We start from the raw sequence: 23,267 nt of genomic DNA, 5'->3' as shown, positions 1-23,267 counted from the left end.
GTTGAAACCACTCTTAAATGTTCAAGAACTATCGGTTGGATTTAAAACACAAAATGGAATGTTGAACGCTGTTAACAAGGTCAATTTGCAAGTAAATAAAGGTGAGATTGTTTGTTTGGTTGGTGAATCCGGAAGTGGAAAGACGATTACTTCTCTTTCCATCATGCGTCTAATTGATTTTAATAACGGAATCATTACTAATGGAGAAATCTTGTTGGAAGGGCAAAGCTTGGTTGGGATATCGCAGAAAAAAATGAGTGAGTTTCGGGGTAAAAAAATAGCAATGGTATTTCAAGAGCCTATGTCAGCCTTAGATCCAGTGTTCACGATTGGTCATCAAATAACCGAGGTAATGCTTCATCATAACGGGGTGAGTAAGGAAGAAGCAACTGAAAAAGCAATAGAGTTATTGCGAAGAGTTGGAATTCCTGAGCCAGAATTAAGAATGAAACAATATCCTTATGAATTATCAGGGGGAATGCTTCAGCGCGTTATGATTGCAATCGCACTAGCTTGCGGCCCTGAATTACTTATTGCAGATGAACCTACTACGGCACTAGATGTAACCACACAAGCACAAATTCTTGCATTGCTTCAGGAGTTAAAAGAGGAATTTAACATGTCCATTTTACTAATCACACATGACTTAGGAATTGCTGCTGAAATGGCTGATCGAATTGTTGTAATGTATTCTGCACAGGTTGTCGAGGAAGGATCTGTTTTTCAATTATTCGAACATCCGAGTCATCCTTATACAAAGGGATTGCTGCAATCCATTGTACCTTTAGATAGTGTACAAAGAAGCCGTTTGTACTCGATTGATGGTTCCATCCCGGCATTAGATAGTGTACCAACTGGCTGTAGATTTTACCCTCGTTGTCCATATGCTACGGAAAAGTGTGCAATTGAAGAACCTCCATTAGTGGAGTATGAAGGTCATAAAGTCGCATGTTGGCATACGGAGAAAGTTGAATTAACAAAACCAAATAATGTAACCTCTGTTTCAGAAAATAAAAGCGAATATAAAACATTAAACGTACAAAATAACTCAGATGAAGATTCACTCATTGAAATTAAGGATCTTAAAAAGTACTTTCCAATTGAGAAAGGATTATTAAATAGAAAGAAAAAATTTGTTCGTGCTGTAGATGATGTATCCTTCACCATTAAAAAAGGGGAAACTTTCGGACTTGTTGGAGAATCTGGCTGTGGAAAATCTACTTTAGGCCGTGTCATTTTGCAATTGGAAAAAGCTACAAACGGAAAAGTATTGTTCCAAGGTAGGAACTTGCTTGAATTAAATAAATCAGAATCAAAAAAAGCAAAGGCTGATATGCAAGTTGTTTTTCAAGATCCATATGGTTCAATCAATCCAAGATGGAAAGTTGGAGATGTAATAGGCGAACCACTTTGGGTACATCAATCATTGAAGGAGAAAGAAAAAAAAGAAAAAGTATTAGAAATCATGAAGTTAGTAGGACTTAATTCAAGCTGGTATGACAGGTTTCCGAATGAATTCTCAGGTGGACAGAGGCAACGGATTGGAATAGCACGAGCGATCTCTTTAAATCCACAATTTATTGTTGCAGATGAGGCAGTTTCTGCACTGGATGTATCTGTACAATCGCAAATAATTAATCTATTTCAAGAGCTCCAAGATAATCTTAGTTTAACCTATTTATTTATTGGTCACGGTTTAAATGTTGTCCGTCATATTTCAAATAGGATTGGGGTTATGTATTTAGGGAAACTAGTAGAAATTGCACCAGCAGATGCGTTGTTTCTTCGTCCGGCACATCATTATACAATGGCACTTTTAAACGCTATTCCTATTGCTGACCCAACGAAAAGAAGAGAAAGGATTACAATTAAGGGTGAAGTCCCATCCCCGGCCAATCCGCCATCTGGATGCCGTTTTCATCCTCGCTGTCCTGCTGCGACAGCACTTTGCAAGGAAATAGTACCAGAATTAAAAGTGATTAATTCGGAACATTTTGTTGCATGCCATTATCCAGTATAAGTATACGAAAAGAAGTTAAAAAAGGATGAAAATGTTTTAATTTGATGCACTTGCAAGTGAGTTTCCATTTGCAAGATAAGGAGAAAGATGATGCGATTTCCACTTGGAAAAGTCTTCTTCTATATAGTAGACTTTTAACTTTTTTCGAGGATTTTGATGACGACTAGGGGAGTGAAAATGAGTTTACTAGAAAAGTTAGAGACAGAGATCGTAATTGGTGATGGGGCGATGGGGACGCTCCTTTACTCCTACGGGGCTAGCAGTTGTTTTGAAGAACTGAATCTGTCGCAATCAGAGCAAATCCAGAACATTCATACGGCCTATTTGGAGGCAGGAGCGGATGTAATTCAAACCAATACATATGCCGCGAATTATTTGAAACTTGGCAGATATGGCCTTGAGGACTCTGTGAAAAACATTAACAGTGCAGCTGTTCGTCATGCTAAAAAGGCTGTGCACGCACATATGCAGAATTCAAATCAGTATCAAAAACAGGTTTATGCATTGGGGACATTAGGCGGGAACCGAGGAGTGAAAGCAGGATCTATTAAAATAGAAGAAATCAAGCGAAGCTTCCGGGAGCAGCTCTATTGTCTATTATTAGAAGGAGTGGATGGACTGTTACTTGAGACGTTCTGGGATTTAGAGGAGCTCGAGACTGTCCTGACCATTGCGAGAAAGGAAACGGAATTGCCGATTATTGCCCAAGTGTCCCATCAGGAGCCTGGTATCATGCAGGATCGTACCTCTGTAAATGAGGCAATCCGAAGACTTGAAGGACTTGGAGCAGATGTGGTGGGCTTAAATTGTCGATTAGGGCCGCACCATATGCTGACGGCGCTTGAACAAATTGAACTGCCAAATCACGCCTATCTTTCTGCCTATCCAAATGCTAGTCTGCCAGCCTATACAGACGGAAAATTCCATTATGGAGGAGATGCCGACTATTTTGGAAAAGCGGCGCTTGAATTCCGAAAACAAGGGGTACGGCTGCTTGGTGGCTGTTGTGGCACAACCCCTGAGCATATCCGGGCATTTGCCACTGCTTTAAATAACTGCTCGCCTATTACCGAAAAAACAGTAAAAGCAACACCGAAGCAAGTTATCATATCCGATCATTCGGGTAGTAGGGACCTTCCTCCACTGCAGGAAATTGTGAGGGAACGACCATCCGTGATAGTTGAATTAGACCCACCTCGGAAGCTTGATACGACTAAATTTTTCGAAGGGGCCCGTGCACTTAAGGATGCGGGTATTGATGCGGTCACATTAGCAGATAACTCCCTGGCTCAGGTGAGAATCGCAAATGATTCACTTGGCTATCTTGTAAAACGGGACCTCGGCATGAGGCCTCTCATTCATATCGCCTGTCGAGACCGCAATATAATTGGCCTTCAATCCCATCTCATGGGCCTGCACACCCTCGGCTTGCATGATGTACTTGTGATTACAGGAGACCCAGCCCGCGTCGGTGATTTTCCCGGAGCTTCATCGGTTTATGATATGGCTTCATTTGAATTAATTCAAATGATCAAAGGGTTAAATGAAGGTCTGGCCTATTCTGGAAAAGATCTAGGCTCAAAGACAGCATTTAGCATTGCGGGTGCTTTTAATCCCAATGTAAAATCATTAGAAAATGCCGTAAAAAGGATGGAAAAAAAGATTACCAATGGTGCTGATTATTTCATCTCTCAACCGGTTTTTTCAGAGGAAAAGCTACTTGAAATCTATGAACATACGAAACACATAAAGGCACCGATTTACATTGGCTTGATGCCACTTTTAAATCATAAAAATACAGAATTCTTACATAATGAAGTGCCTGGAATCAAAATTGCCGATTGGATTCGAGAGAGGATGGCATTTTTACAAAATGATCCGATTCAGTCAACCCGGGAAGGGATTGCCATTACTAAATCACTTATTGATGCGGCTTTGGATTTATTCAATGGAATCTACTTAATTACACCATTTCTGCGTTATGAGCTAACAGTTGAGCTGGCACAATATGCACGTAAGCACGCAAGGGAAATAAGGGGGAACAACTATGCCAAAGCAACCAATTAGCGAACAAATCAACAAACGAATCCTCATAATGGATGGGGCAATGGGGACGATGCTTCAAAATGCAGAGCTGACCCCCGAGGATTTTGGCGGTGAGGAATATGATGGCTGTAATGAACATCTTGTGTTAACCGCTCCATCGGTGATTTCAAGAATCCACCGTGAGTATTTGGAGGCAGGGGCTGATATCATTGAAACCAATACCTTTGGTGCGACAAGTCTCGTCCTTGATGAATATAATCTCGGGTATAAAGCCTATGAAATTAATAAAATTGCAGCTCAACTCGCGATCAAGGAGGCAGAGAAAGCATCCACTCAAGACTGGCCTCGCTATGTCGCAGGTTCAATCGGACCTACAACGAAAACACTAAGTGTTACCGGGGGCACCACCTTTGATGCATTATCCGCTAGTTATGAGGAGCAAACAATCGGATTGATTGATGGTGGTGTGGATCTCTTACTTCTTGAAACAAGTCAGGATTTGCTGAATGTGAAGGCGGCATATATCGGTATTCAGCGAGCTTTTGAACAAACAGGAAAAAACTTACCTCTTATTATTTCCGGTACCATTGAACCGATGGGTACAACGCTTGCTGGGCAAACGATAGACTCTTTTTACATTTCAATTGAGCATATGAATCCGGTTGCTGTCGGCCTTAATTGTGCTACTGGTCCTGAATTCATGCAGGACCATATTCGCTCACTCGCTGGGCTTTCACAGGCGGCTGTTAGCTGTTACCCGAATGCTGGGTTGCCAGACGAGGAAGGAAATTATCATGAAACACCGGATATGCTAGCTAAGAAGCTTGGGGAATTTGCGGCACAAGGCTGGCTGAATATCGTCGGTGGTTGCTGTGGAACAACACCAGACTATATCCGCGCAATAGCCGAAGAGATGAAACAGCATCAACCACGAGAAATTACCTCACACTCCCTGCATATGGTGTCTGGAATTGAGCCGTTTATTTATGATGATCCGACACTCAGACCGATTATGGTTGGGGAGCGGACAAATGTCATCGGTTCTCGTAAGTTCAAACGATTAATTAAAGAAGGAAAAGTAGAAGAGGCAGCCGAAATTGCGCGCGCCCAAGTGAAGGGCGGGGCCCATGTAATCGACCTTTGCCTTGCCGACCCTGACCGTGACGAGCTTGCTGATATGGAGAATTTTATCAAAGAAGTCGTGAAAAAGGTCAAAGTGCCGCTTGTCATTGATTCCACAGATGAAAAAGTGATAGAGAGGGCACTCAAATACTCGCAAGGAAAAACAATTATCAATTCCATTAACCTTGAGGATGGGGAAGAGCGCTTTGAAGCGGTTCTTCCGCTAATCCATCGCTATGGTGCTGCGGCTGTTGTCGGGACGATTGATGAAGAAGGAATGGGAGTTACCGCAGAACGAAAGCTTGAAATTGCAAAGCGTTCTTATGACCTCCTAGTGAATAAGTATAAGCTGAAGTCACAGGATATCATCTTTGATCCATTAGTCTTCCCTGTTGGAACGGGTGACGAGCAATATATCGGCTCAGCAAAGGCAACAGTTGATGGAATTAGACTGATAAAGGAAAGATTCCCTGAGGTCCAAACTATTCTTGGGGTAAGTAATGTGTCTTTTGGTCTTCCACCGGTCGGTCGTGAGGTCCTAAATTCAGTTTTTCTCTACCACTGTACACAGGCTGGCCTTGATTACGCAATTGTGAATACTGAGAAGCTAGAGCGATTTGCGTCGATTTCAAAGGAGGAGATCCAGTTAGCGGAGAATCTTTTATTTAAAACGACCGATGAAGCATTAGCGGTTTTTACTGATTTTTACAGGGATAAGAAAAAAGAGGATAAGGGCACCGTTCTTGATATGAGTCTAGCAGAACGGTTAGCGTACTATGTTGTAGAAGGAACGAAGGAAGGACTGATTCCAGACCTTGAGCTGGCTCTTGCGGAATATCCTGCCCCTCTTGATATAATCAATGGTCCTTTAATGGAAGGGATGAAGGAGGTTGGGCGGTTATTTAATGATAATCAGTTGATTGTAGCTGAGGTTTTGCAAAGCGCCGAGGTGATGAAGGCATCTGTTTCGTATTTGGAGTCATTTATGGAAAAAGGGGATGTCTCTGCTTCAAAGGGGAAGATTGTTCTCGCAACGGTCAAGGGCGATGTTCATGATATTGGAAAGAATCTCGTTGATATCATTCTCAGCAATAATGGCTATGATGTGCTTGATTTAGGAATTAAGGTGGCCCCAGCCGAATTAATAAAAGTAATCCGTGAAGAAAAGCCTGATATTGTTGGCCTCTCAGGACTTTTGGTAAAATCAGCTCAGCAAATGGTCATAACGGCACAGGATATGAAAGCAGCAGGAATATCCTTACCGATTTTAGTAGGAGGGGCAGCACTTTCTCGGAAATTCACGGATTCGAAAATTTCCAAGGAGTATGATGGACTTGTCCTCTATGCAAAGGATGCGATGTCAGGGCTGTCACTTGCGAATTCCTTAGAGTCATCTGAGGAAAGGGACAGACTGTTTGCGATAAAAAAAGAAAAATTAACAGCTGCGCCAGTCACACTTGATCTTCCTAGACGGACTACGACAGCATTGGCAGTGAAGCCAGGTATATCAACCGATGTGAAGGTCTATGTTCCTAGTGATACTAAACGACATGTGTTACGTTCGTATTCACTTTCACACATCGAGCCGTATATTAATATGCAAATGCTTCTTGGCCACCACCTTGGTGTAAAAGGTAAAATAGCAAACATGCTGGAGAACAAGGATGAAAAAGCGGTAAAGGTGAAGGAAATGGTGGACCGTCTTCTTCTGCAAGCAAAAAGCAATCAGTGGATTACACCTGCCGCTGTCTATCAATTCTTTCCAGCTCAATCAGATGGGGATAAAGTCTATATTTATGATCCGAATAATATGGGAAAAACGATTGAAACATTTACATTTCCGCGACAGGATTCGGCCCCCTATCTTTGTTTAGCAGATTACTTAAAACCGGTTGATAGCGGATTGATGGACTACGTTGGATTCTTCACCGTTACAGCGGGCCGTGGCATCCGCGAGATTGCCGATCAGTTGAAAAAGGAAGGACGATTTCTAGAATGTCACGCACTTCAGTCGTTGGCACTGGAAAGCGCAGAAGGATTTGCCGAATTAATTCACCGGCAAATGCGCGACCGTTGGGGATTTCCAGACCCGGTTGATTTTACCATGCAGGAACGCTTCGCTGCTCGCTACCCGGGTCAGCGCTTCTCATTCGGCTATCCAGCCTGCCCAGACCTAGAAGACCAGAAAAAACTATTTGGTCTTATTCAACCAGACGAAATAGGCGTCCACCTAACCGACGGCTACATGATGGAACCCGAAGCATCCGTCTCTGCAATGGTATTCGCCCACCCAGAAGCAAGATATTTTAATGTGATGAGATAGGAACAAGGGTAGGGGGATACAATCGATGTCTCAATAAAAAATATTTTCACGTTTTTTGTGGATAAAATATAGGGACATATAATTACTCCAATTTTAAATTGTAAAAAAATCAAAACCACCAGTTCACACTGGTGGTTTTGATTACGTTGGAGATTACAATTTAAGAATTCTCCTTTTATTTCCATTGAAATCGAACGTATATTCTCCTATTATTAAGAATACAATACGAACATATATTCTTTTTGGAGATGATGTTAAATGGTGGATTACAGCCAGTTGCCCGTTCAAAAGATTTTGTGCGTGGATATAAAAAGCTTCTATGCAAGCTGTGCTGCAGTTTTATTAGGTCTTGATCCGCTCGAGTGTTATTTAGCGGTTGTTGGAGATACAGAGCGACAGGGAAGTATTGTGCTTGCTGCTTCACCAAAGCTAAAGAAGGAATTTGGGATCAAAACAGGATCAAGACTTTTTGAAATCCCTAAGGATCCACGAATTAAAATTGTAAATCCAAAAATGGCCATGTATTTACGAATTTCAACGGAAATTACGAGACTTTTTAACCGGTATGTACCAAAAAGTGCGATCCATGTGTATAGCGTAGATGAAAGCTTTATAAAGATTGATGGGACTGAAAAATTATGGGGAAACGCAACAACAATTGCACGTAAAATCAAGCAGGAAATCGAGGCCGAATATGGGCTTGCTTGTGCCATTGGTATTGGTCCTAATATGTTGATGTCAAAGCTCTGCTTAGATTTAGAGGCCAAGAAAAAGGGAATTGCAGAATGGACCTATGATGATATCCCAGAAAAACTATGGACAGTCTCGCCGCTAAGAGAAATGTGGGGGATTGGGAGTAGAGTTGAGCGAACCTTAAATGGGATGGGGATTACAACGGTTGGCCAGCTTGCCCATTATCCACTTGAACTACTTGAAAAAAAATTCGGAGTCATGGGAAATCAGCTGTATTACCATGCTTGGGGTGTGGATTTATCAGAAATTGGTGCACCAATTATACAGGGACAGATCAGCTTTGGGAAAAGCCAAATTCTTATGCGTGATTATCCAGATCCGGAAGAAGTCAAACATGTCATTCTTGAAATGTGCGAAGAGGTAGCGAGGCGTGCACGAAGACATAAAAAAGCAGGGAGAACAATTAGCCTCGGTATTCATTATAGCCGTGATGAGTTTGGCGGAGGATTTTATCGTTCGAAAACCATTGATACTCCGACAAATATTACAATGGAGATGTACCGCGTTTGTCTTGAGTTATTTGAGAAATTTTATGCACAGAAGACAGTCCGGAAAATCTCAATTGCACTTTCTAATATTGAAGATGACACACAAATGCAATTGGATTTGTTTTATCTCAACCGAGTCAAGCAGCATAAGCTTGGTTATGTGATGGATGGTATTCGCGGGAAATACGGTTCCGATGCAATCCTGCGTGCAGTATCCTACACAAATGCCGGAACATCAAGACACCGTAGTAAGCTCGTCGGTGGACATAAGGCGGAATAGAAAGAAGGTAATTAGCAATGATACGGGATCGCGGATCCATAAAATGGACAGCAATGATGCTGCCAGAGCATGTAAAAATACTTAGAGATTGGACGGAAGAAGACACGTATGAGCAAAAACCAGAACTTGATGAACAGCAAATTGAAGAGATGAATGGTATTCTTTGTGAGGCGATGGAGGAGGGGAGAGAACTAGTGATCACGCATTATGAAGCGAAACACCACAAACTCCTTCTCGGCACTATCCATCATTATGATGCTCTACAAAACAAACTGCATGTCATCGATAAATTTGGGGAAGTTCACTATATCCCAGCAAACATGTTAGTCGATTTGCGTTTTTCCGGTTAATCTTTTTTAAAAAAGGCGTGATTTAAAAATCACGCTTTCTTCAGCAAAAGATAAATAAAATAAGGTGCTCCTATAAGGGCAGTCATAATTCCAGCAGCAATACCTTCTGGTTCCACAATATTGCGCCCGATTGTATCAGCAAATAATAATAGCCATCCACCAATGAGCACAGCAAGTGGGATAAAAAGCTGATGACGTGCTCCTACTACTGTTTTTGCGATATGTGGAGCCATTAAACCAATAAAGGCAATGCCACCAGTAACAGAAACAGCGGCAGCGGCTAATGCAACTGCTGTTAAAAGTAAAAGGAGCCTTTCTTTTTCAATGGAGATACCTAGCCCAATTGCGGTTGTCTCACTTAAATTAAGGATATTCAAGCGATGCGCTTTAAAAAGAGTAAAGGGAATTAGCACAAGCAACCAAGGTAGGAGTGCCAGTATAAATGGCCAGTCTGTTCCCCATATATTCCCCGCTAACCATCGGGCAATAAAGTCTACTTTTTCACGCTCAGAGGAGGAAATGAGTAGGACCATTATGCCTGATAAAGCCATTGAAAACCCAACTCCTATTAAGATTAGCCTTATTGGTTGGAGGCCTACACTTTTGCTATATGAAAATAGATAAATTAAGCATGCCGTCATGAGGGCACCGATAAACGCTACAACAGGAAGTAAATAAATAAATGATCCAACATCAATCGGAACATACAAAAAGAAGACTGAAATGGCTACACCTGCCCCAGAATTAATCCCAATGATTCCAGGATCTGCGAGGTCATTTCGTGTAATTCCTTGTAAGATAGCCCCGGATAGGGCGAGTGCCATTCCGGCAAGAACTGTAATAACAATACGTGGTAAACGTACAGAGAATAACACAAATTCTTCTTTAAAAGTCCCTTCTCCTAAAAGTGTAGGAATCAGCCTATTATAAGACAAGGAGGAGTACCCTAGTCCCATACTAACGATAGTTGTTATGAGGATCATTACAAAAATTCCGATAAGTAAAAAACGATGTTTGTTACGTAAACTTGGATGGATCATGAAAAAGCCTTACCTCCTTTATGGACAATGAACAGGAAGAAGGGAAGCCCTAATATGGCTACAATCGCAGGCACTGGTGTTTCAAAGGGAGCATTTAAGTTGCGTCCAAGCGTATCTGCAAATACCATAAAGGTAGCACCAGCAACAGCTGACATCGGAAGAATATAGCGATAATCAGTTCCAACAATGGCTCTTACAATATGGGGAATCATCAAACCAAGAAAGGTAAGATTTCCAACGAGAGCAACCGATGCACCTGCTAACATGATAACGATTACGAATAATAAAACCTTAATCAGTAAAATCTTTTGACCTAACCCTATCGCAATTTCCTCATTTAGACTAAGAATCGTCAGCTGTCTTGAGAGAAACAGAGAAATCAAAATGCCTATTATGATAAAAGGAACGATGACTTGAAGTTGAGCCCAAGTAGTTCCGATAATACCACCAGCACTCCACATTGAAACGTCTTTAGAAATATTAAAATATAGTGCAATCCCATCGGCAACTGCATAGAGAAAAGCAGATACAGCAGCCCCAGCTAACACAATTCGAAGTGGAGAAAACCCTCCTTTTTTGGCCGAACTAATACTTATGACCAAAACTGTTCCAATGCTGGCTCCAATAAAACAGGCAAGCATAATAGCAAAATAGTTAGCAGTAGGAACCAAAGCAATGGTTAAAGCAAGAGCTGCATTAGCACCAGCCGTTAATCCAAGTATGCTAGGGTCTGCCAGAGGATTTCTCGTTACACCTTGCATAATAGCGCCTGCTACCGAAAGACCGGCTCCAACAAAAACGGCTGCTATTTCTCTGGGAACACGGATTTCGCGAATCATGGTGATGGTGTCGGTCTTTACGTTAGTTGAAAAAGCTAGCCATACCTCTTTCAAAGTCGTTTCAGCAGCACCAAATACCAATGAAATAATGAACACGATTATGAAGAGCAGGATGCCCAAGGTAAGTTTCAGAATAAACGGAACTGAATTTGTGTATTTTGTCATAGTATCTCATCTTTTCCTTTTCAGAATAAAAGAAGAGGAATTCTTGTCATAAGAACTCCCCCATATATACATTAGTTGCCAAGAAATGATTGAATGAAAAATTCTAGTTGATATTCAAGTGTAATTGGATCATTAAAGTAAAATTCCTTTGCGTTTGCTACATAAGCTTGGTTGTTTTTAACAGCAGGAATATTTTTATACGTTTCTGAATCCATAAAGGAAGTTTCTGTATCTTCTGCTTTACTCACAATTAGATAATCTCCAACAAACTCTGGAAGTACCTCTAAAGATAATGAATAGTAACCTGCTTCTAGTGCCATTTCTTTTACCTTTTCTGGCATGTTCAATTTCATTTCTTGATATAAAATCTCTGTACCGCGTGCCCAGTTATCACCAAAGACATAAAGTTCCTTATCAAAGTTTTCAATGACTGTAACTGTTGCATCTTCGCCGATTTTAGCCTTTATTTTTTCTCCAGCCTCTTTGGCACGTTTTTTAAAGTCATCAATCCATTTTTGTGCTTCAGCTTCTTTGTTTACTAACTTACCGATTTCTAACTGTTGAGACAAGTAATCCAATTTTCCATAAGTAAACGTTACAACAGGTGCAATTTCTTTTAATTTATCCACGTTTTTCATTGTAGAGAGACCGATGATTAAGTCCGGCTCTAGTTCAATGATTTTCTCTAGGTTTTCATCTGTTACTTCCTCGACACCGTCTAATTTATATCGAGGATTTCCTTTAGACCAAGAATCGACACCTACGACTGGTACATCCAAGGCCAGAACATTTCCTGCAAAAGTGGAAAGCACAACCACACGTTGTGGACTTGCGGGCACTTCAACAGGTCCATTCTCAGATTGATATGTAATTGTATCAGAAGAAGTTTCTTCGTTTGAGGTACCGGTTGATTTACTGGTGCTGCCACCACAAGCAGCTAGACTAAATAGTAACAAGATTAGTAGAAAGGGGATTAATAGTTTCTTCATTTAATTTTTCTCCTTTTAATAAATGATAAGTTAGACACATAGGTTTATTTGTTCGTGGATCTATCCCAATGAGAGCATCAATATGAAACACTTCTCTTAGGACTTCGTTCGTAATCACATCTTCAGAAGTACCCGCCTTTACGATTTGACCATGTTTTAGGGCAATTATGTAATCAGCAAAACGTGCGGCATGATTTAAATCATGTAGAACCATTACGATCGTCCGCTTCTGTTCTTGGTTAAGCTTATGTAACAGCTCTAATATTTCAAGTTGATGCGCCATATCCAGGTAAGTTGTAGGTTCATCCAGAAAAATCATCTCCGTTTCTTGAGCTAAAGCCATGGCAATCCATACACGTTGGCGTTGTCCGCCAGAAAGTGCATCGACAGGGTGATATTTAAAAAACGATGTCCCCGTAACGTCGAGCGCCCAGTTTATTATCTCAATGTCCTTATTTGTTAGTCGGCCAAATCCTTTTTGATAGGGAAAACGTCCGTAAGAAACGATTTCTCCTACTGTCAAGCCACTAGCGCTTTCAGGACTTTGAGGGAGTATAGCTAGCTTTTTTGCGAGTTTTTTCGTATTTTCCCTTGAGATACTTTCTCCATCCAAAATAATCGAACCGGATTGATGTGGGATTACACGTGACATCGCTTTTAACAGAGTAGATTTTCCGCAGCCATTTGATCCAATAATCGTTGTAATCTTTTGATCAGGAATTTCAATACTTAAGTCCTTAACGATTAACCGGTCGCCATAGCCAATATGCAAATCCTTTGTAAAAAGACGAACCATGATATTCCTCCAGTTGTAAGATTTGAAAACGATATTGATAATCATTATCACTATAAGTTATAATGATACTATAATTCTATTGATAATCATTGTCAACTAGGTTTTTCGCAATAAATAATTTGTTATGAATTTTATAGAAATATATTCGAGGAGTGTTTTGAATGCGGAAACATGAATGTTATGATGTGACAATTATTGGCGGGGGACCGGCGGGTCTTTACTCTGCGTTTTATAGTGGATTACGGCAAATGAAAACAAAAATAATCGACTTTCAACCATATTTAGGCGGTAAAATACACATTTATCCTGAAAAGATGATTTGGGATATAGGGGGACTAACTCCTCTGCCAGGTGCAAAGTTAATCGAGCAGCTAGTTAAGCAAGGTCTAATATTCAATCCTACAGTTGTTCTAAATGAACGAATCACTTCAATCACCAAGAATGAAGCTGGATTGTTTGTAATGAAGTCGGCTTCTGGTAAGGAACATTATTCGAAAACAGTGATAGTTGCCGTAGGGAGTGGAATCTTAAAGCATCAAAAGATAGATATTCAAGGTGCGGAGCGGTTTGAGGTCTCAAATCTTCATTACACGGTCAAATCTCTTCAGCATTTTAAAGATAAGATTGTTATTATTTCAGGTGGTGGGAATACGGCAATTGACTGGGCCAACGAGTTGGAGCCAATTGCGAAGGAAGTATATGTGATTCATCGTAAATCGAAGTTTTCTGGACATGAAGCCCAAATTACAAATCTAGAAAATAGTACAGTCAAATGCTATTTCAATACCACGATTACAAAGCTCATTGCGACTGATAACCGTGATGAAATTAGGAGAGTAGAATTAACAAACAACGAAACAGGTGATACCGATTATTTATCAGTTGATGATGTCGTGATAAACCATGGTTTTGAACAAGACACATCCTTACTTCAAAACAGTGAACTTGAAATTGAAATGCTAGAAAATTTCTATATAGCCGGAAATGCTCAATGCGAAACATCTATAGAGGGACTTTTTGCAGCAGGGGATATCATTAAGTATGACGGTAAAGTAAACTTGATAGCAGGTGCATTTCAAGATGCAGCAAATGCAGTAAATAAAGCGAAAAAATTTATTGAACCGAGTGCGAATGAAGCAGCAATGGTTTCATCCCATAATGAAGTGTTTAATCAGAGGAATCGGGAATTAATAAGTGAGATGTTGAAATAGGTTTTTTTACATATGTTTGTCTCTTGATTATTGAAGGAATTTAATGACTAGAGGTAGAAGAATAATAGGATACAAGAAAGGGGGAACAAGAGCTATGTTTGTATACAAAATTGACGAAGAACTATCCTTAAAATTAACAGAGTTAAGTGATGCTGAAAGAATTTTTGAATTAACAGACCAGTCAAGAGCCTACCTACGAGAATGGCTACCATGGCTCGATATGACAACAAAGGTAGAGGACACAAAAGCATATATCCAATCATGTAGGAAAAGTTATGCAGAAAATAAAGGGCTACATACCGTTATCGTCTATAAAAATGAAATCGTTGGTGTAGCAAGCTTTAACGAAATCGACTGGACCAATAAAATAGCCTTTATCGGCTACTGGCTTGGTCAGCAATACCAAGGAAATGGAATAATGACAAGGGTAGCAAAAGCATTGACACATTATGCTCTTGACCACTTGAAATTAAATCGAGTTGAAATCCGTGCAGCGGTCGAAAATCATAAGAGTCGGTCGATTCCGGAAAGACTGGGCTTCGTGAATGAAGGCAAAGTAAGGCAAAGTGAGTGGCTATATGATCACTATGTAGACCATGTTGTATATGGCATGATTGCAAAAGACTGGAATCCAGAAAAATAGGAAAGGAGCCCCTGAGGCTCCTTTTACATATCCTTGCCTATTTGAAAAAATCGGTACGTCATTATAAGTCCAATTAAGAACAAACAAATTGCAAAATAAGCAGGAAGCAGATGGATAAAGGTTGTATATCCAATCGCAAAATGAATCCAAATCCCGGCGAAAAAGGCTGGAAGTCCGCCAATGAGTAAGGTCCACCAAACCCATTTATTCCCTTGCTGAAATCCCCAGAGAGAAATCGTCAGGACTAACAATCCAACACTGAGTAGTGCACTTCCAAACCCCGCACGATCATGAGCAATGACTGATATCAATTTATCATTAAACAAATCAAGCACTTCGGGTGGCATACAAAGATATAAAATGTCAGTTGCTACAAACACGTTCGTTATTCCAATAATAGAAATCACAATTCCGCCCAACACGAAAGAAAAACCAAGAATGACAAAGGCCAATTGCCCTATTATACTATGTTTCCAAACGCGGTGATTACGGGTGTTAAGAGATGTTGGGGTCCCTTTAAGGGATCTTGTTTTCATAAACCCTATTAGATAAATTGGAAGTAAAATAAGCCAAAATATCAAATGTAACCAATCAAAATAGCCGTATCCGATAAAAAGAAAAATACCTAAAAAGCCGAGTATGGCTGCTAAATCGATGGCTTGCTTTGCCCAAAGAATTTGGTTGCGTACTCCAAAACGCGCCAATGCTATATAGACGATACCACCGGAAATCATTGTCCCAGCGAGTGTCATCCGGTCATGTGCCATAAAATAAAGAATCCGATCATTAAACAAGAGGATTTCTTCTCGTTGCATCCCAAGAAACAGTTCATCATAAGGGAGAATAATGGTTGTCAGGCTGAAAAGAACAGCAATTATTCCACCAATAAGAATGGACAATCCAAATAGCCAATACCAAATCCATCCGGGTTGAACCGGAGGCTTAGGCTGAAGTTTGTGTGTAAGAGCTTCATTAATTCGCTTTGTCAGGCCAGGTCCAGAGAAGACATAGCCTCCTGAAAGCAGAACGAGATCGGCCCCAGCTTCGAAAAGTGCAAGTGCATCGGCAGGTTCATAGATGCCACCAACTGTAATGACAGGTAGGGAGAAACCATGTTGCCTTAAATAATAGAGCGAATCTAGTAATTCACTCCTATATTTTTCAATCGGTAGATTCGGGGGTTCATCAACTACTATTCCAGAAAAACAGGTCTGAACACGATTGAAATCCAAGTTTCTAATTTTATCTGCTGGGACAGACAGATAAACAGGGCGATCTGTTGAACAACGAAGTTCCATTGAAGAAGTGACAAACGCTGCAACATAGGACTCTAATCTCGTTATTAAATAGTGTAGTTCTTCGTCCGTTCCATCCAATCTTGCCAAAACGGGTTGTGTTGGTTTCCACTTTTCAAGCGTTTGAACTGTTCTTTCAATTCCGATAGATTCATAATTTACAGGAAAATCAATTTGCTGCTTTCGCCAATCAACGATTGGTAGAGTAGGGTCAGTTGTGGGCTCTATCGTCACTGGACCAATTTCAATCAGACCAAACCCAAGATTTGAAAAAGCTCTAGAACCGGTTAAAAGCGGATCGATTTTTCCAGAAAGGCCAACCGGATTTGCATAACTCACACCTTGGATTTCTTTTTTTACAAGTTCAGAAGATTCCTCTCTACCAAGGAAATGAATCAACCGATGTCCTCCTGGGATGGAGGCAACCAGATTCATACCTCTGTGGATAAATTCCCGAGATTGATAGGGAGAAATTCGAGATAAAATAGGTTTAAAAAGTATATGATACGACCAATCAGGCATGTTTCGTCCTCCATGATAGGCTTTTATCCGTATTGTATCATAATTATAAATCTCATAACGAAAAAACCGAATGCGTAGTGCACTCGGTCTAATAAGGATTATTCATTTGGAGCTCGTACGACAGATTCGAAATTTCCCTTATGCGAACCGTCGCAAAAAGGTTTATTTTTAGACAAACCGCATCTGCATAATGAGAAGGTTTGTTTTGTTGGGAACTTATTCCCTTCCTTATCCACTAAATCAACGTCACCTGTGATTCTTAATGAACCATTATCATTTACCTTAATCGTAACTTTTGACATCTCTTGAATACCTCCTTAATCTAATTGTATTACTATTGATAGTAGTTCAACATTTACCAAAACTCAAATAGTTGGTGAAGTGTCGAGTTATTGTAATGATATGTAGTTGGAAACAAGATATGTTAGAATAGTCATAAAATGAAAGAAAGAGGAGAACGAAATGAATGTAACATTTTCAGAACGTGCGATTGAAAAACTAAACTCCCAAATAAAAAATAAAGATAACAAGTTAAAATTAAAATATGAAACAGAGGGCTGTGGTTGTGTGATGAGCGGAGTTACTGCATTATGGCTTGTAGACTCTGGGGATGAAGATGATCTAATCCTAGAAACAAATTATCAACCATTATTAGTCGAAAAATCTAAAATGGTATTCTTAGATGAGAATATGACTGTTGATTTTATTGAAACAGCAAATTGTTTTATGTTAAAAAGTCCAAACGAGATTCTGAATCCGCGTTTACGGTTAGTAGAAATGAGTGGTGTACATGAGTTCCAAGCTTAAAACGATACGAAATATTGCAGAAGATAAAACATGGGTTTCTTTTTTACATGATAATCATCCGTATAGTCTCTTGCACTGGTCAATTGCAGGAGTGAATCATGATCAAAAGGATGTTTGGTTGCTTCAGGATGAAGTAACCTTTGAGGTTCAGGAATTTGAAACGATAGAACTCGCATTAACTTGGATTGATGAGAACTTGAAAGATATAACAGATATATTAGGTTAGGGGACTGAAAAAAATCAGTCCCTTACATAGTTGGCAAAAAAATCATCAATTACCTTTTCATAGGCTTCTTTGTTATCAGCAAAGGAGTATGCATGCTTTCCTTTTTCGGCAATTAACATTTGCTTGGGTCCTTCTTTCATTTTATAAAGCTCCATTGTCATTTCAGGCAAAATATAATCATCCTTAGCACTGTGGATAAATAATACCGGATTTTTAATATTTTGAATCACAGAAACGGGTGAAACATCCTTGATGCTATACCCATCCCGAAGCTTTAAAAATATATTGGCAAAAGGAAGAACAAGTGGAGCAGGAATTTTATAATCAACCTTTAAAAGATACTTCAATTGTGCTTCAAAATCGGAAAACGGGCAGTCCACAATATAGAAATCAGCTCCATCCTCAATCATTCCAGCATACAGTAGAGTCGTCACAGCCCCCATAGATTCCCCGTGGATACCAATGGTACTATTTTCCCCGTATTTTTCCTTAACCCAATTAACAACCGTTTCTAGATCGAATTTTTCATAGTGTCCATAGCTCGTTGTTTTTCCACCAGTTTCTCCATGGCGTCGATGATCGTATAAAAGGACATTCCAATCACGCTCCAAGAAAAGCTTCATGTATTTAATTGAATTTAATTTGTTTTGAGTCACACCGTGAGAGATAATAATAAATCTTTTTTTATCCGTTCCTTTAACAAGCCAGCCTTTAATCGGGTATCCGAATTTCGATTTGATGGAGATGTCCTCCTTTTGCAGAGACTGGACCTCATCCAAGGTCAAACGACCTTCTCTCGTTTCACGTTCAAGAATTTCATCATCGGTTTTCTTCTTCATGAACATCACAATGTTTGTAAATATCATTCCAATTGTGGCCATATAGCCGATGAGAATACCAAATAAGATGAATATCTTTTTCATTCTTTTCATGAAAAAACGCCCCTTCTAAAAATCGGATAAAAAATGTAAGCCCTCTTTATTATATCCTTTTTCTAATGATTCTCCATAATTTTCCTAAGTCTTAAGTCTTACATCAAGATAAATCTCCGGATCCTTATGCCATTTTGCTTATGACGATATGATTAATTTATACAAAAGTACTAAATTTTACCTATTAAGGAAAGAGGAGATGGATTGTGAAGCTTTTGAAATTTATTGTACAACGGAAAATTCTGATTACATTAATGATCTTTCTAGTAACTGTAATTGGCAGCTATTCACTATTAAAAGTAGACAAAGAGCTAATGCCTCCCGTGAAACTAGATGGAGCCTTTGTTGAGATTTACGCAGGTGAAATGGCAGCAATTGAAGTGGAAAGAACCATTACAACCCCCATTGAACAACGAATCTTAGCAATAGAAGGAGTGGAGGGTGTTCAGTCAACGACAAATATCGGTAGAACTACACTAAACCTAAGCTTTGAAGCAGGACGTGGCGAAGAGATTTATAAAGAGGTAGAATCAGCGATTGCGTCTGCTAAGTCAGAGTATCCTAGTATTACTGATGTTACATCAGGTCAATATGGCGGAAGTCAAAGCTATGAATTTTTTATGGATGTTTCGGGTGGAAACATGCAGGCTATGTCTGCATTTGCAAAAGACATTTTAGAACCAAGATTAGAAGCCTTGCCTGAGGTGAGAGATGTTTTACTAACGGGAATAGAGGAGCAAGAGGTCGCAATTAAAATTGACCGTGAAAAATTACAAGAGCATCAACTCGATGTAAACCAGGTTATCGCGGCAGTTCAACAGTCCAACAGTGAAGCAACGTTAGGAGAATTACAAAATGACAAGGATTCACCTTCCTTAAGATGGAGTTCTGAGGTGGAAAATGTTAAGGATATCGAAAATATTTCGATCCCATCGCAAAATGGTTTTATTCATCTAAAGGATGTTGCAAACATAACCATTCAGTCGCTCGAGAATAACTCGTATGTATGGAAAAACGGTTCTCAAGATTTCCTTCTTGTACAAATCGGGCGCGTTTCCAATGTCACACAAATCGAGATGGCCAAAGCAGTACGTGCAGAAGTAGAGAAAATTCATAACGAAAATCTTGTGAAGAATTTTGAATTAAACGAAGTTGTGGCCCAAGCGGATTATGTCAGTGATTCAATAGATGGAGTGAAGGATAATATTTTGATTGGTGGAGTCATTGCCATTGTCATTTTATTACTATTTCTACGTAATATTAGGGCGACCTTTATTATCGGTTTATCGATTCCTTCTTCTGTTCTTTTAACCTTTACAGCGATGTGGTTGTTTGATTATAGCTTTAATATGCTAACACTACTTGGACTTGGACTAGGAATAGGGATGATGGTGGATTCCTCTATTGTAATCCTAGAAGCTATTTATAAGAAGAAGGAACTTGGCTTTGGTAGGTTCGAAGCGGTTATTGAGGGGACAAGGGAGGTAGCCTCGGCGGTTATTGCATCTATGCTGACAACTATCGTTGTTTTCCTGCCAATTGGTTTAATCGGTGGGGAGATGGGGGAGTTTGTCATTATGCTGTCAGCTGTAGTGGCAATAACCTTAATAAGTTCTGTAGTGATATCTTTTACATTGATTCCGTCTCTATCAGAAACATATTTAAAGCTTAGAAGACCTTCTAAATTGAAAAAAGACTCAATTATGATGAAGGGCTATCGTAACGTTGTGGGTTGGGTGATTAGAAAGAAAAGAAATAGTTTTGCTGTAATCACATTGTTTTTCTTGATGCTAATCGGTTCCCTATTTCTTGTAACGAAAATACCGATGACAATCATGCCTGATATGTTAAACCGTTATTCAGAGCTTGCTGTAGACTTAGAACCAGGTTTATCTTTGGAGGAAAAACAAAGTGTAGTTAATGAAATAAATCAGAGACTACAGAAAGTGAAAGACGTAGAAACGAATTATGTAATGGATAATGGAACCATGCTTTACACCATTATTAATATGACAAAGGGCAATCAAATAACGGTTGAGCAAAAGGAAGTAAATGAAAATATTCTTGAGGCGTTACGAGATATGCAGGAAGATCATCCAATTTCGGGTGTTCAAAGTGCAATGGCAGGCGGTGGAGGGTTTCCTGTCCAAATAAATATTAAAGGTGATAGTTTTGAGCAACTTCAAACCATTTCAAACAAATTCACTGATGAGCTTCAGAAAGTAGATGGGGTTTCGGCAATTACAAATTCAATTGAAAGAACCTCTGAAGAACAAATTATCGTTATAAAAGAAAAAGAAATTGAGAAGGCAGGCTTATACCCTTCACAAATTAAACAATTTATTGAAGAATCCTTTATTCAAATACCGGTCGGCACGTTGCAAAACCAGGATGAAACAATGCCTTTAACTCTTAGTTGGGCAAAAACACCCGCTACAAAAGCGGATTTAATGGATATGAAAATGCCTATTAATGGCGGGGAAGAACCACTTTCCTCATATATTGAGCTTACAAGTGTTCAAACTCCAAATGAGATTATTCATTCAGATGGGGAAAGACTTGTTACGATATCAGCGGATATTAAGAACCGTGATCTCGGTGCTGTAAATCGAGACATTCAAAAAATAATTGATAGTTTCGAAACGCCTACTGGGTATACGCTTACCGCTGGTGGTGATTTAGAGCAACAGCAAGAATTAATGACCGATATGATTTTTGTATTTGCGATTTCTATTTTTCTCGTTTATTTGGTCATGGCCGTTCAATTTAACCACTTTGGGCATCCATTGCTTGTCATGTCCGTTATTCCGATTACAATCATTGGTGTGATTTTAGGATTGTTTATAACACAAATGGAATTAAACCTTATCTCGGGAATGGGGATTATTATGCTAATTGGTATTGTCTTGAATAATGCCATATTGCTCATCGACAGAACAAACCAACTGCGGAAGGAAGGTAATTCGATTCAAGAAGCACTAATAGGAGCCGGTAATGATCGGATTCGACCGATTTTTATGACGACCTTGACAACAGTTGGAGGTATGCTGCCACTTGCCCTTGAATCGGGAGCCTCAGGGAATTATCAGGCTCCAATGGCAACTGTCATAATCTCAGGGCTTTCATTTGCAACTTTAATTACATTGTTTTTAATTCCTGCTGTTTACCGATTGTTTTCATTTTCAAAATCAACGGAAACTTCTAAAGAAAGAAGTGAAGTACGTTCGAAAGCTAAGGTAAAGGCAGATAAAATCTAAAAAACCCCCTGGTCAGTTCATGTAAACGAGACCAGGGGATTTTGCTATTGCTCCGAATTTTGGCGGTTTGTAGGGTGAATGGCTTTTTCCATTTCCTCAGCAGCCATTGTATTGTTTGTCGTATCAGCATTCGGTTTTCCTTTTTGAGAACGACCTTTGTCTCGTTTTGCCAATGATAAACACTCCATTCCTGAAAATTCATGGATAGGTTGTGGAGTTTTCTAATAAATTATTCCTGGTTAGTAGATTGTAACCTGTAATATTTACTTTCAATAGGTCGGGTAAGATAGGGTTTAATGACATCAACAGCTTCCACAAGTTTTGAAAGTTCAAGGCCTGTTTGAATCCCCATCTCTTCAAGCATATACACAACATCTTCAGTAGCAACATTGCCAGTCGCCCCAGGTGCAAACGGGCATCCACCTAATCCACCTGCTGATGTGTCAAAACGATTAACTCCGGCCAGGAGAGCAGCTAACACATTTGCAAGTGCCATCCCGCGGGTATCATGGAAATGAGCAGTCAAAAGTGTATTTGATAACTCTATTTTTAGTTTTGAAAAAAGAGAAAAAACTTCTTTAGGAGTTGATTTTCCTATCGTGTCAGCAACACTTAATTCATCAACCCCATATTGGACAAAGGTAGAGCATAGCTTTAAAACAGCTTCTTCATTCACCTTACCTTCATACGGACAATAAAAGGCGGTCGATATACAGGCACGTACAAAATAACCCTTTGATTTTAATTCCTGAATAAGAGGTTTTAGTTCCTCCATACTCTCAGAAGTTGTTTTATTGATATTTTTCTTATTGAAGCTTTCACTAACACCAACAAAAACAGCAACTGATTTACACTTTGTATCGTATAGTCTTTCAATACCTTTGCGATTTGGCGCGAGGACAATATTTCGAGTACTGTCTAAGCATGATGTAATAATGTCTTTTGCATCCTTCATTTGTGGAACCCATTTTGGTGAGACAAATGAGGTAAGTTCCATTTCTTGCAGGCCAGCAAGTTTTAGTTTATGAATAAAATCAATTTTTACTTCGGTTGGTATTAAGCTTTTTTCGTTCTGCAGCCCATCTCTTGGTCCTACTTCAATAATCGTGACTTGCTCAGGTAATTGCATATACAACCCTCCAGCAAAATGCCTTATTCTTACT

Annotated in this window: 19 protein-coding genes; 10 read left to right on the top strand and 9 right to left on the bottom strand. The window is 39.7% G+C overall.

What is annotated here, in order from left to right:
- The first annotated feature begins 1 nt into the window (after position 1).
- The 5 genes from CKJ95_RS02290 to CKJ95_RS02270 all read left to right on the top strand — a co-directional run bounded on the left by CKJ95_RS02290 (position 2) and on the right by CKJ95_RS02270 (position 9,382).
- Positions 2-2,020 carry an ABC transporter ATP-binding protein gene (locus CKJ95_RS02290; RefSeq protein WP_099351799.1) on the top strand — a complete coding sequence of 673 codons (2,019 nt, stop codon included), beginning with the start codon at positions 2-4 and terminating at the stop codon, positions 2,018-2,020.
- 177 nt (positions 2,021-2,197) lie between these two features.
- Positions 2,198-4,087 (top strand): bifunctional homocysteine S-methyltransferase/methylenetetrahydrofolate reductase, encoded by a 1,890-nt coding sequence (locus CKJ95_RS02285; RefSeq protein WP_099351798.1) that lies wholly within the window; start codon positions 2,198-2,200, stop codon positions 4,085-4,087.
- Positions 4,068-7,511, top strand: a complete 3,444-nt coding sequence (metH, locus tag CKJ95_RS02280; protein ID WP_099351797.1) for a methionine synthase — start codon at positions 4,068-4,070, stop codon at positions 7,509-7,511. Before CKJ95_RS02285 ends, metH begins: the two co-directional genes overlap by 20 nt.
- A gap of 258 nt (positions 7,512-7,769) precedes the next feature.
- The gene (locus tag CKJ95_RS02275) at positions 7,770-9,032 is read left to right on the top strand and encodes a Y-family DNA polymerase (protein WP_099351796.1); all 1,263 of its coding nucleotides are present in this window, start codon (positions 7,770-7,772) and stop codon (positions 9,030-9,032) included.
- 17 nt (positions 9,033-9,049) lie between these two features.
- Positions 9,050-9,382 (top strand): YolD-like family protein, encoded by a 333-nt coding sequence (locus CKJ95_RS02270; RefSeq protein WP_099351795.1) that lies wholly within the window; start codon positions 9,050-9,052, stop codon positions 9,380-9,382.
- A 29-nt stretch (positions 9,383-9,411) separates the two neighbouring features.
- Here CKJ95_RS02270 and CKJ95_RS02265 read toward each other — a convergent pair whose 3' ends face one another.
- The 4 genes from CKJ95_RS02265 to CKJ95_RS02250 form a co-directional block, all read right to left on the bottom strand.
- Positions 9,412-10,422: a FecCD family ABC transporter permease gene (locus CKJ95_RS02265; protein WP_099351794.1), complete on the bottom strand. Its 1,011-nt coding sequence runs from the start codon at positions 10,420-10,422 to the stop codon at positions 9,412-9,414.
- Positions 10,419-11,426, bottom strand: coding sequence for a FecCD family ABC transporter permease (locus CKJ95_RS02260; RefSeq protein ID WP_099351793.1), 1,008 nt, complete (start codon positions 11,424-11,426; stop codon positions 10,419-10,421). Before CKJ95_RS02260 ends, CKJ95_RS02265 begins: the two co-directional genes overlap by 4 nt.
- A 71-nt stretch (positions 11,427-11,497) precedes the next feature.
- Positions 11,498-12,415 (bottom strand): iron-hydroxamate ABC transporter substrate-binding protein, encoded by a 918-nt coding sequence (locus CKJ95_RS02255; protein WP_099351792.1) that lies wholly within the window; start codon positions 12,413-12,415, stop codon positions 11,498-11,500.
- The gene (locus CKJ95_RS02250; RefSeq protein ID WP_099351791.1) at positions 12,369-13,211 is read right to left on the bottom strand and encodes an ABC transporter ATP-binding protein; all 843 of its coding nucleotides are present in this window, start codon (positions 13,209-13,211) and stop codon (positions 12,369-12,371) included. The genes CKJ95_RS02255 and CKJ95_RS02250 overlap by 47 nt, the downstream gene beginning before the upstream one ends.
- A 161-nt stretch (positions 13,212-13,372) precedes the next feature.
- On the opposite strand from CKJ95_RS02250, the gene CKJ95_RS02245 reads away from it, so the two are divergent.
- Together CKJ95_RS02245 and CKJ95_RS02240 are read left to right on the top strand one after the other, a co-directional pair.
- Positions 13,373-14,422, top strand: a complete 1,050-nt coding sequence (locus CKJ95_RS02245; RefSeq protein WP_099351790.1) for an NAD(P)/FAD-dependent oxidoreductase — start codon at positions 13,373-13,375, stop codon at positions 14,420-14,422.
- Positions 14,423-14,516: 94 nt separating this feature from the next.
- Complete coding sequence (locus CKJ95_RS02240) at positions 14,517-15,065, top strand: GNAT family N-acetyltransferase (protein WP_099351789.1); 549 nt, start codon at positions 14,517-14,519, stop codon at positions 15,063-15,065.
- 23 nt (positions 15,066-15,088) lie between these two features.
- On the opposite strand, the gene CKJ95_RS02235 is transcribed toward CKJ95_RS02240, so the two are convergent.
- Complete coding sequence (locus CKJ95_RS02235) at positions 15,089-16,882, bottom strand: dihydroorotate dehydrogenase (RefSeq protein WP_099351788.1); 1,794 nt, start codon at positions 16,880-16,882, stop codon at positions 15,089-15,091.
- Between the two features lie 98 nt (positions 16,883-16,980).
- Positions 16,981-17,184: a CDGSH iron-sulfur domain-containing protein gene (locus CKJ95_RS02230; protein WP_099351787.1), complete on the bottom strand. Its 204-nt coding sequence runs from the start codon at positions 17,182-17,184 to the stop codon at positions 16,981-16,983.
- Between the two features lie 160 nt (positions 17,185-17,344).
- Here CKJ95_RS02230 and CKJ95_RS02225 point away from each other — a divergent pair, with 160 nt between their 5' ends.
- Positions 17,345-17,689, top strand: coding sequence for an iron-sulfur cluster biosynthesis family protein (locus tag CKJ95_RS02225; RefSeq protein ID WP_099351786.1), 345 nt, complete (start codon positions 17,345-17,347; stop codon positions 17,687-17,689).
- Positions 17,673-17,915, top strand: coding sequence for a DUF2552 family protein (locus tag CKJ95_RS02220; RefSeq protein ID WP_099351785.1), 243 nt, complete (start codon positions 17,673-17,675; stop codon positions 17,913-17,915). The genes CKJ95_RS02225 and CKJ95_RS02220 overlap by 17 nt, the downstream gene beginning before the upstream one ends.
- A 14-nt stretch (positions 17,916-17,929) precedes the next feature.
- Here CKJ95_RS02220 and CKJ95_RS02215 read toward each other — a convergent pair whose 3' ends face one another.
- Entirely contained in the window at positions 17,930-18,838 is a 909-nt protein-coding gene (locus tag CKJ95_RS02215; RefSeq protein WP_142353915.1) for an alpha/beta hydrolase, read from the bottom strand.
- Positions 18,839-19,053: 215 nt separating this feature from the next.
- On the opposite strand from CKJ95_RS02215, the gene CKJ95_RS02210 reads away from it, so the two are divergent.
- Positions 19,054-22,104: an efflux RND transporter permease subunit gene (locus CKJ95_RS02210; RefSeq protein ID WP_099351783.1), complete on the top strand. Its 3,051-nt coding sequence runs from the start codon at positions 19,054-19,056 to the stop codon at positions 22,102-22,104.
- Between the two features lie 44 nt (positions 22,105-22,148).
- Here CKJ95_RS02210 and CKJ95_RS23740 read toward each other — a convergent pair whose 3' ends face one another.
- Positions 22,149-22,277: a hypothetical protein gene (locus tag CKJ95_RS23740; protein ID WP_257215705.1), complete on the bottom strand. Its 129-nt coding sequence runs from the start codon at positions 22,275-22,277 to the stop codon at positions 22,149-22,151.
- Between the two features lie 56 nt (positions 22,278-22,333).
- Positions 22,334-23,233: a hydroxymethylglutaryl-CoA lyase gene (locus CKJ95_RS02205; protein WP_180271391.1), complete on the bottom strand. Its 900-nt coding sequence runs from the start codon at positions 23,231-23,233 to the stop codon at positions 22,334-22,336.
- Positions 23,234-23,267: the final 34 nt, after the last annotated feature.

It is taken from the genome of Fredinandcohnia onubensis (assembly GCF_002734285.1).
Lineage (GTDB): Bacteria > Bacillota > Bacilli > Bacillales > Bacillaceae_L > Ferdinandcohnia > Ferdinandcohnia onubensis_A.
The sequence above is the reverse complement of the archived record's forward strand: the minus strand, read 5'-3'. Positions and strand labels throughout refer to the sequence as shown.

Coding starts and splice junctions, on each gene's coding strand:
- CKJ95_RS02250 (WP_099351791.1), bottom strand. CDS start 13,211: ATGGTTCGTCTTTTTACAAAGGATTTGCATATTGGCTATGGCGACCGG.
- CKJ95_RS02235 (WP_099351788.1), bottom strand. CDS start 16,882: ATGCCTGATTGGTCGTATCATATACTTTTTAAACCTATTTTATCTCGA.
- CKJ95_RS02220 (WP_099351785.1), top strand. CDS start 17,673: ATGAGTTCCAAGCTTAAAACGATACGAAATATTGCAGAAGATAAAACA.
- CKJ95_RS02255 (WP_099351792.1), bottom strand. CDS start 12,415: ATGAAGAAACTATTAATCCCCTTTCTACTAATCTTGTTACTATTTAGT.
- CKJ95_RS02265 (WP_099351794.1), bottom strand. CDS start 10,422: ATGATCCATCCAAGTTTACGTAACAAACATCGTTTTTTACTTATCGGA.
- CKJ95_RS02230 (WP_099351787.1), bottom strand. CDS start 17,184: ATGTCAAAAGTTACGATTAAGGTAAATGATAATGGTTCATTAAGAATC.
- CKJ95_RS02240 (WP_099351789.1), top strand. CDS start 14,517: ATGTTTGTATACAAAATTGACGAAGAACTATCCTTAAAATTAACAGAG.
- metH (WP_099351797.1), top strand. CDS start 4,068: ATGCCAAAGCAACCAATTAGCGAACAAATCAACAAACGAATCCTCATA.
- CKJ95_RS02260 (WP_099351793.1), bottom strand. CDS start 11,426: ATGACAAAATACACAAATTCAGTTCCGTTTATTCTGAAACTTACCTTG.
- CKJ95_RS02215 (WP_142353915.1), bottom strand. CDS start 18,838: ATGAAAAAGATATTCATCTTATTTGGTATTCTCATCGGCTATATGGCC.
- CKJ95_RS02285 (WP_099351798.1), top strand. CDS start 2,198: ATGAGTTTACTAGAAAAGTTAGAGACAGAGATCGTAATTGGTGATGGG.
- CKJ95_RS02270 (WP_099351795.1), top strand. CDS start 9,050: ATGATACGGGATCGCGGATCCATAAAATGGACAGCAATGATGCTGCCA.
- CKJ95_RS02205 (WP_180271391.1), bottom strand. CDS start 23,233: ATGCAATTACCTGAGCAAGTCACGATTATTGAAGTAGGACCAAGAGAT.
- CKJ95_RS02245 (WP_099351790.1), top strand. CDS start 13,373: ATGCGGAAACATGAATGTTATGATGTGACAATTATTGGCGGGGGACCG.
- CKJ95_RS02225 (WP_099351786.1), top strand. CDS start 17,345: ATGAATGTAACATTTTCAGAACGTGCGATTGAAAAACTAAACTCCCAA.
- CKJ95_RS02275 (WP_099351796.1), top strand. CDS start 7,770: ATGGTGGATTACAGCCAGTTGCCCGTTCAAAAGATTTTGTGCGTGGAT.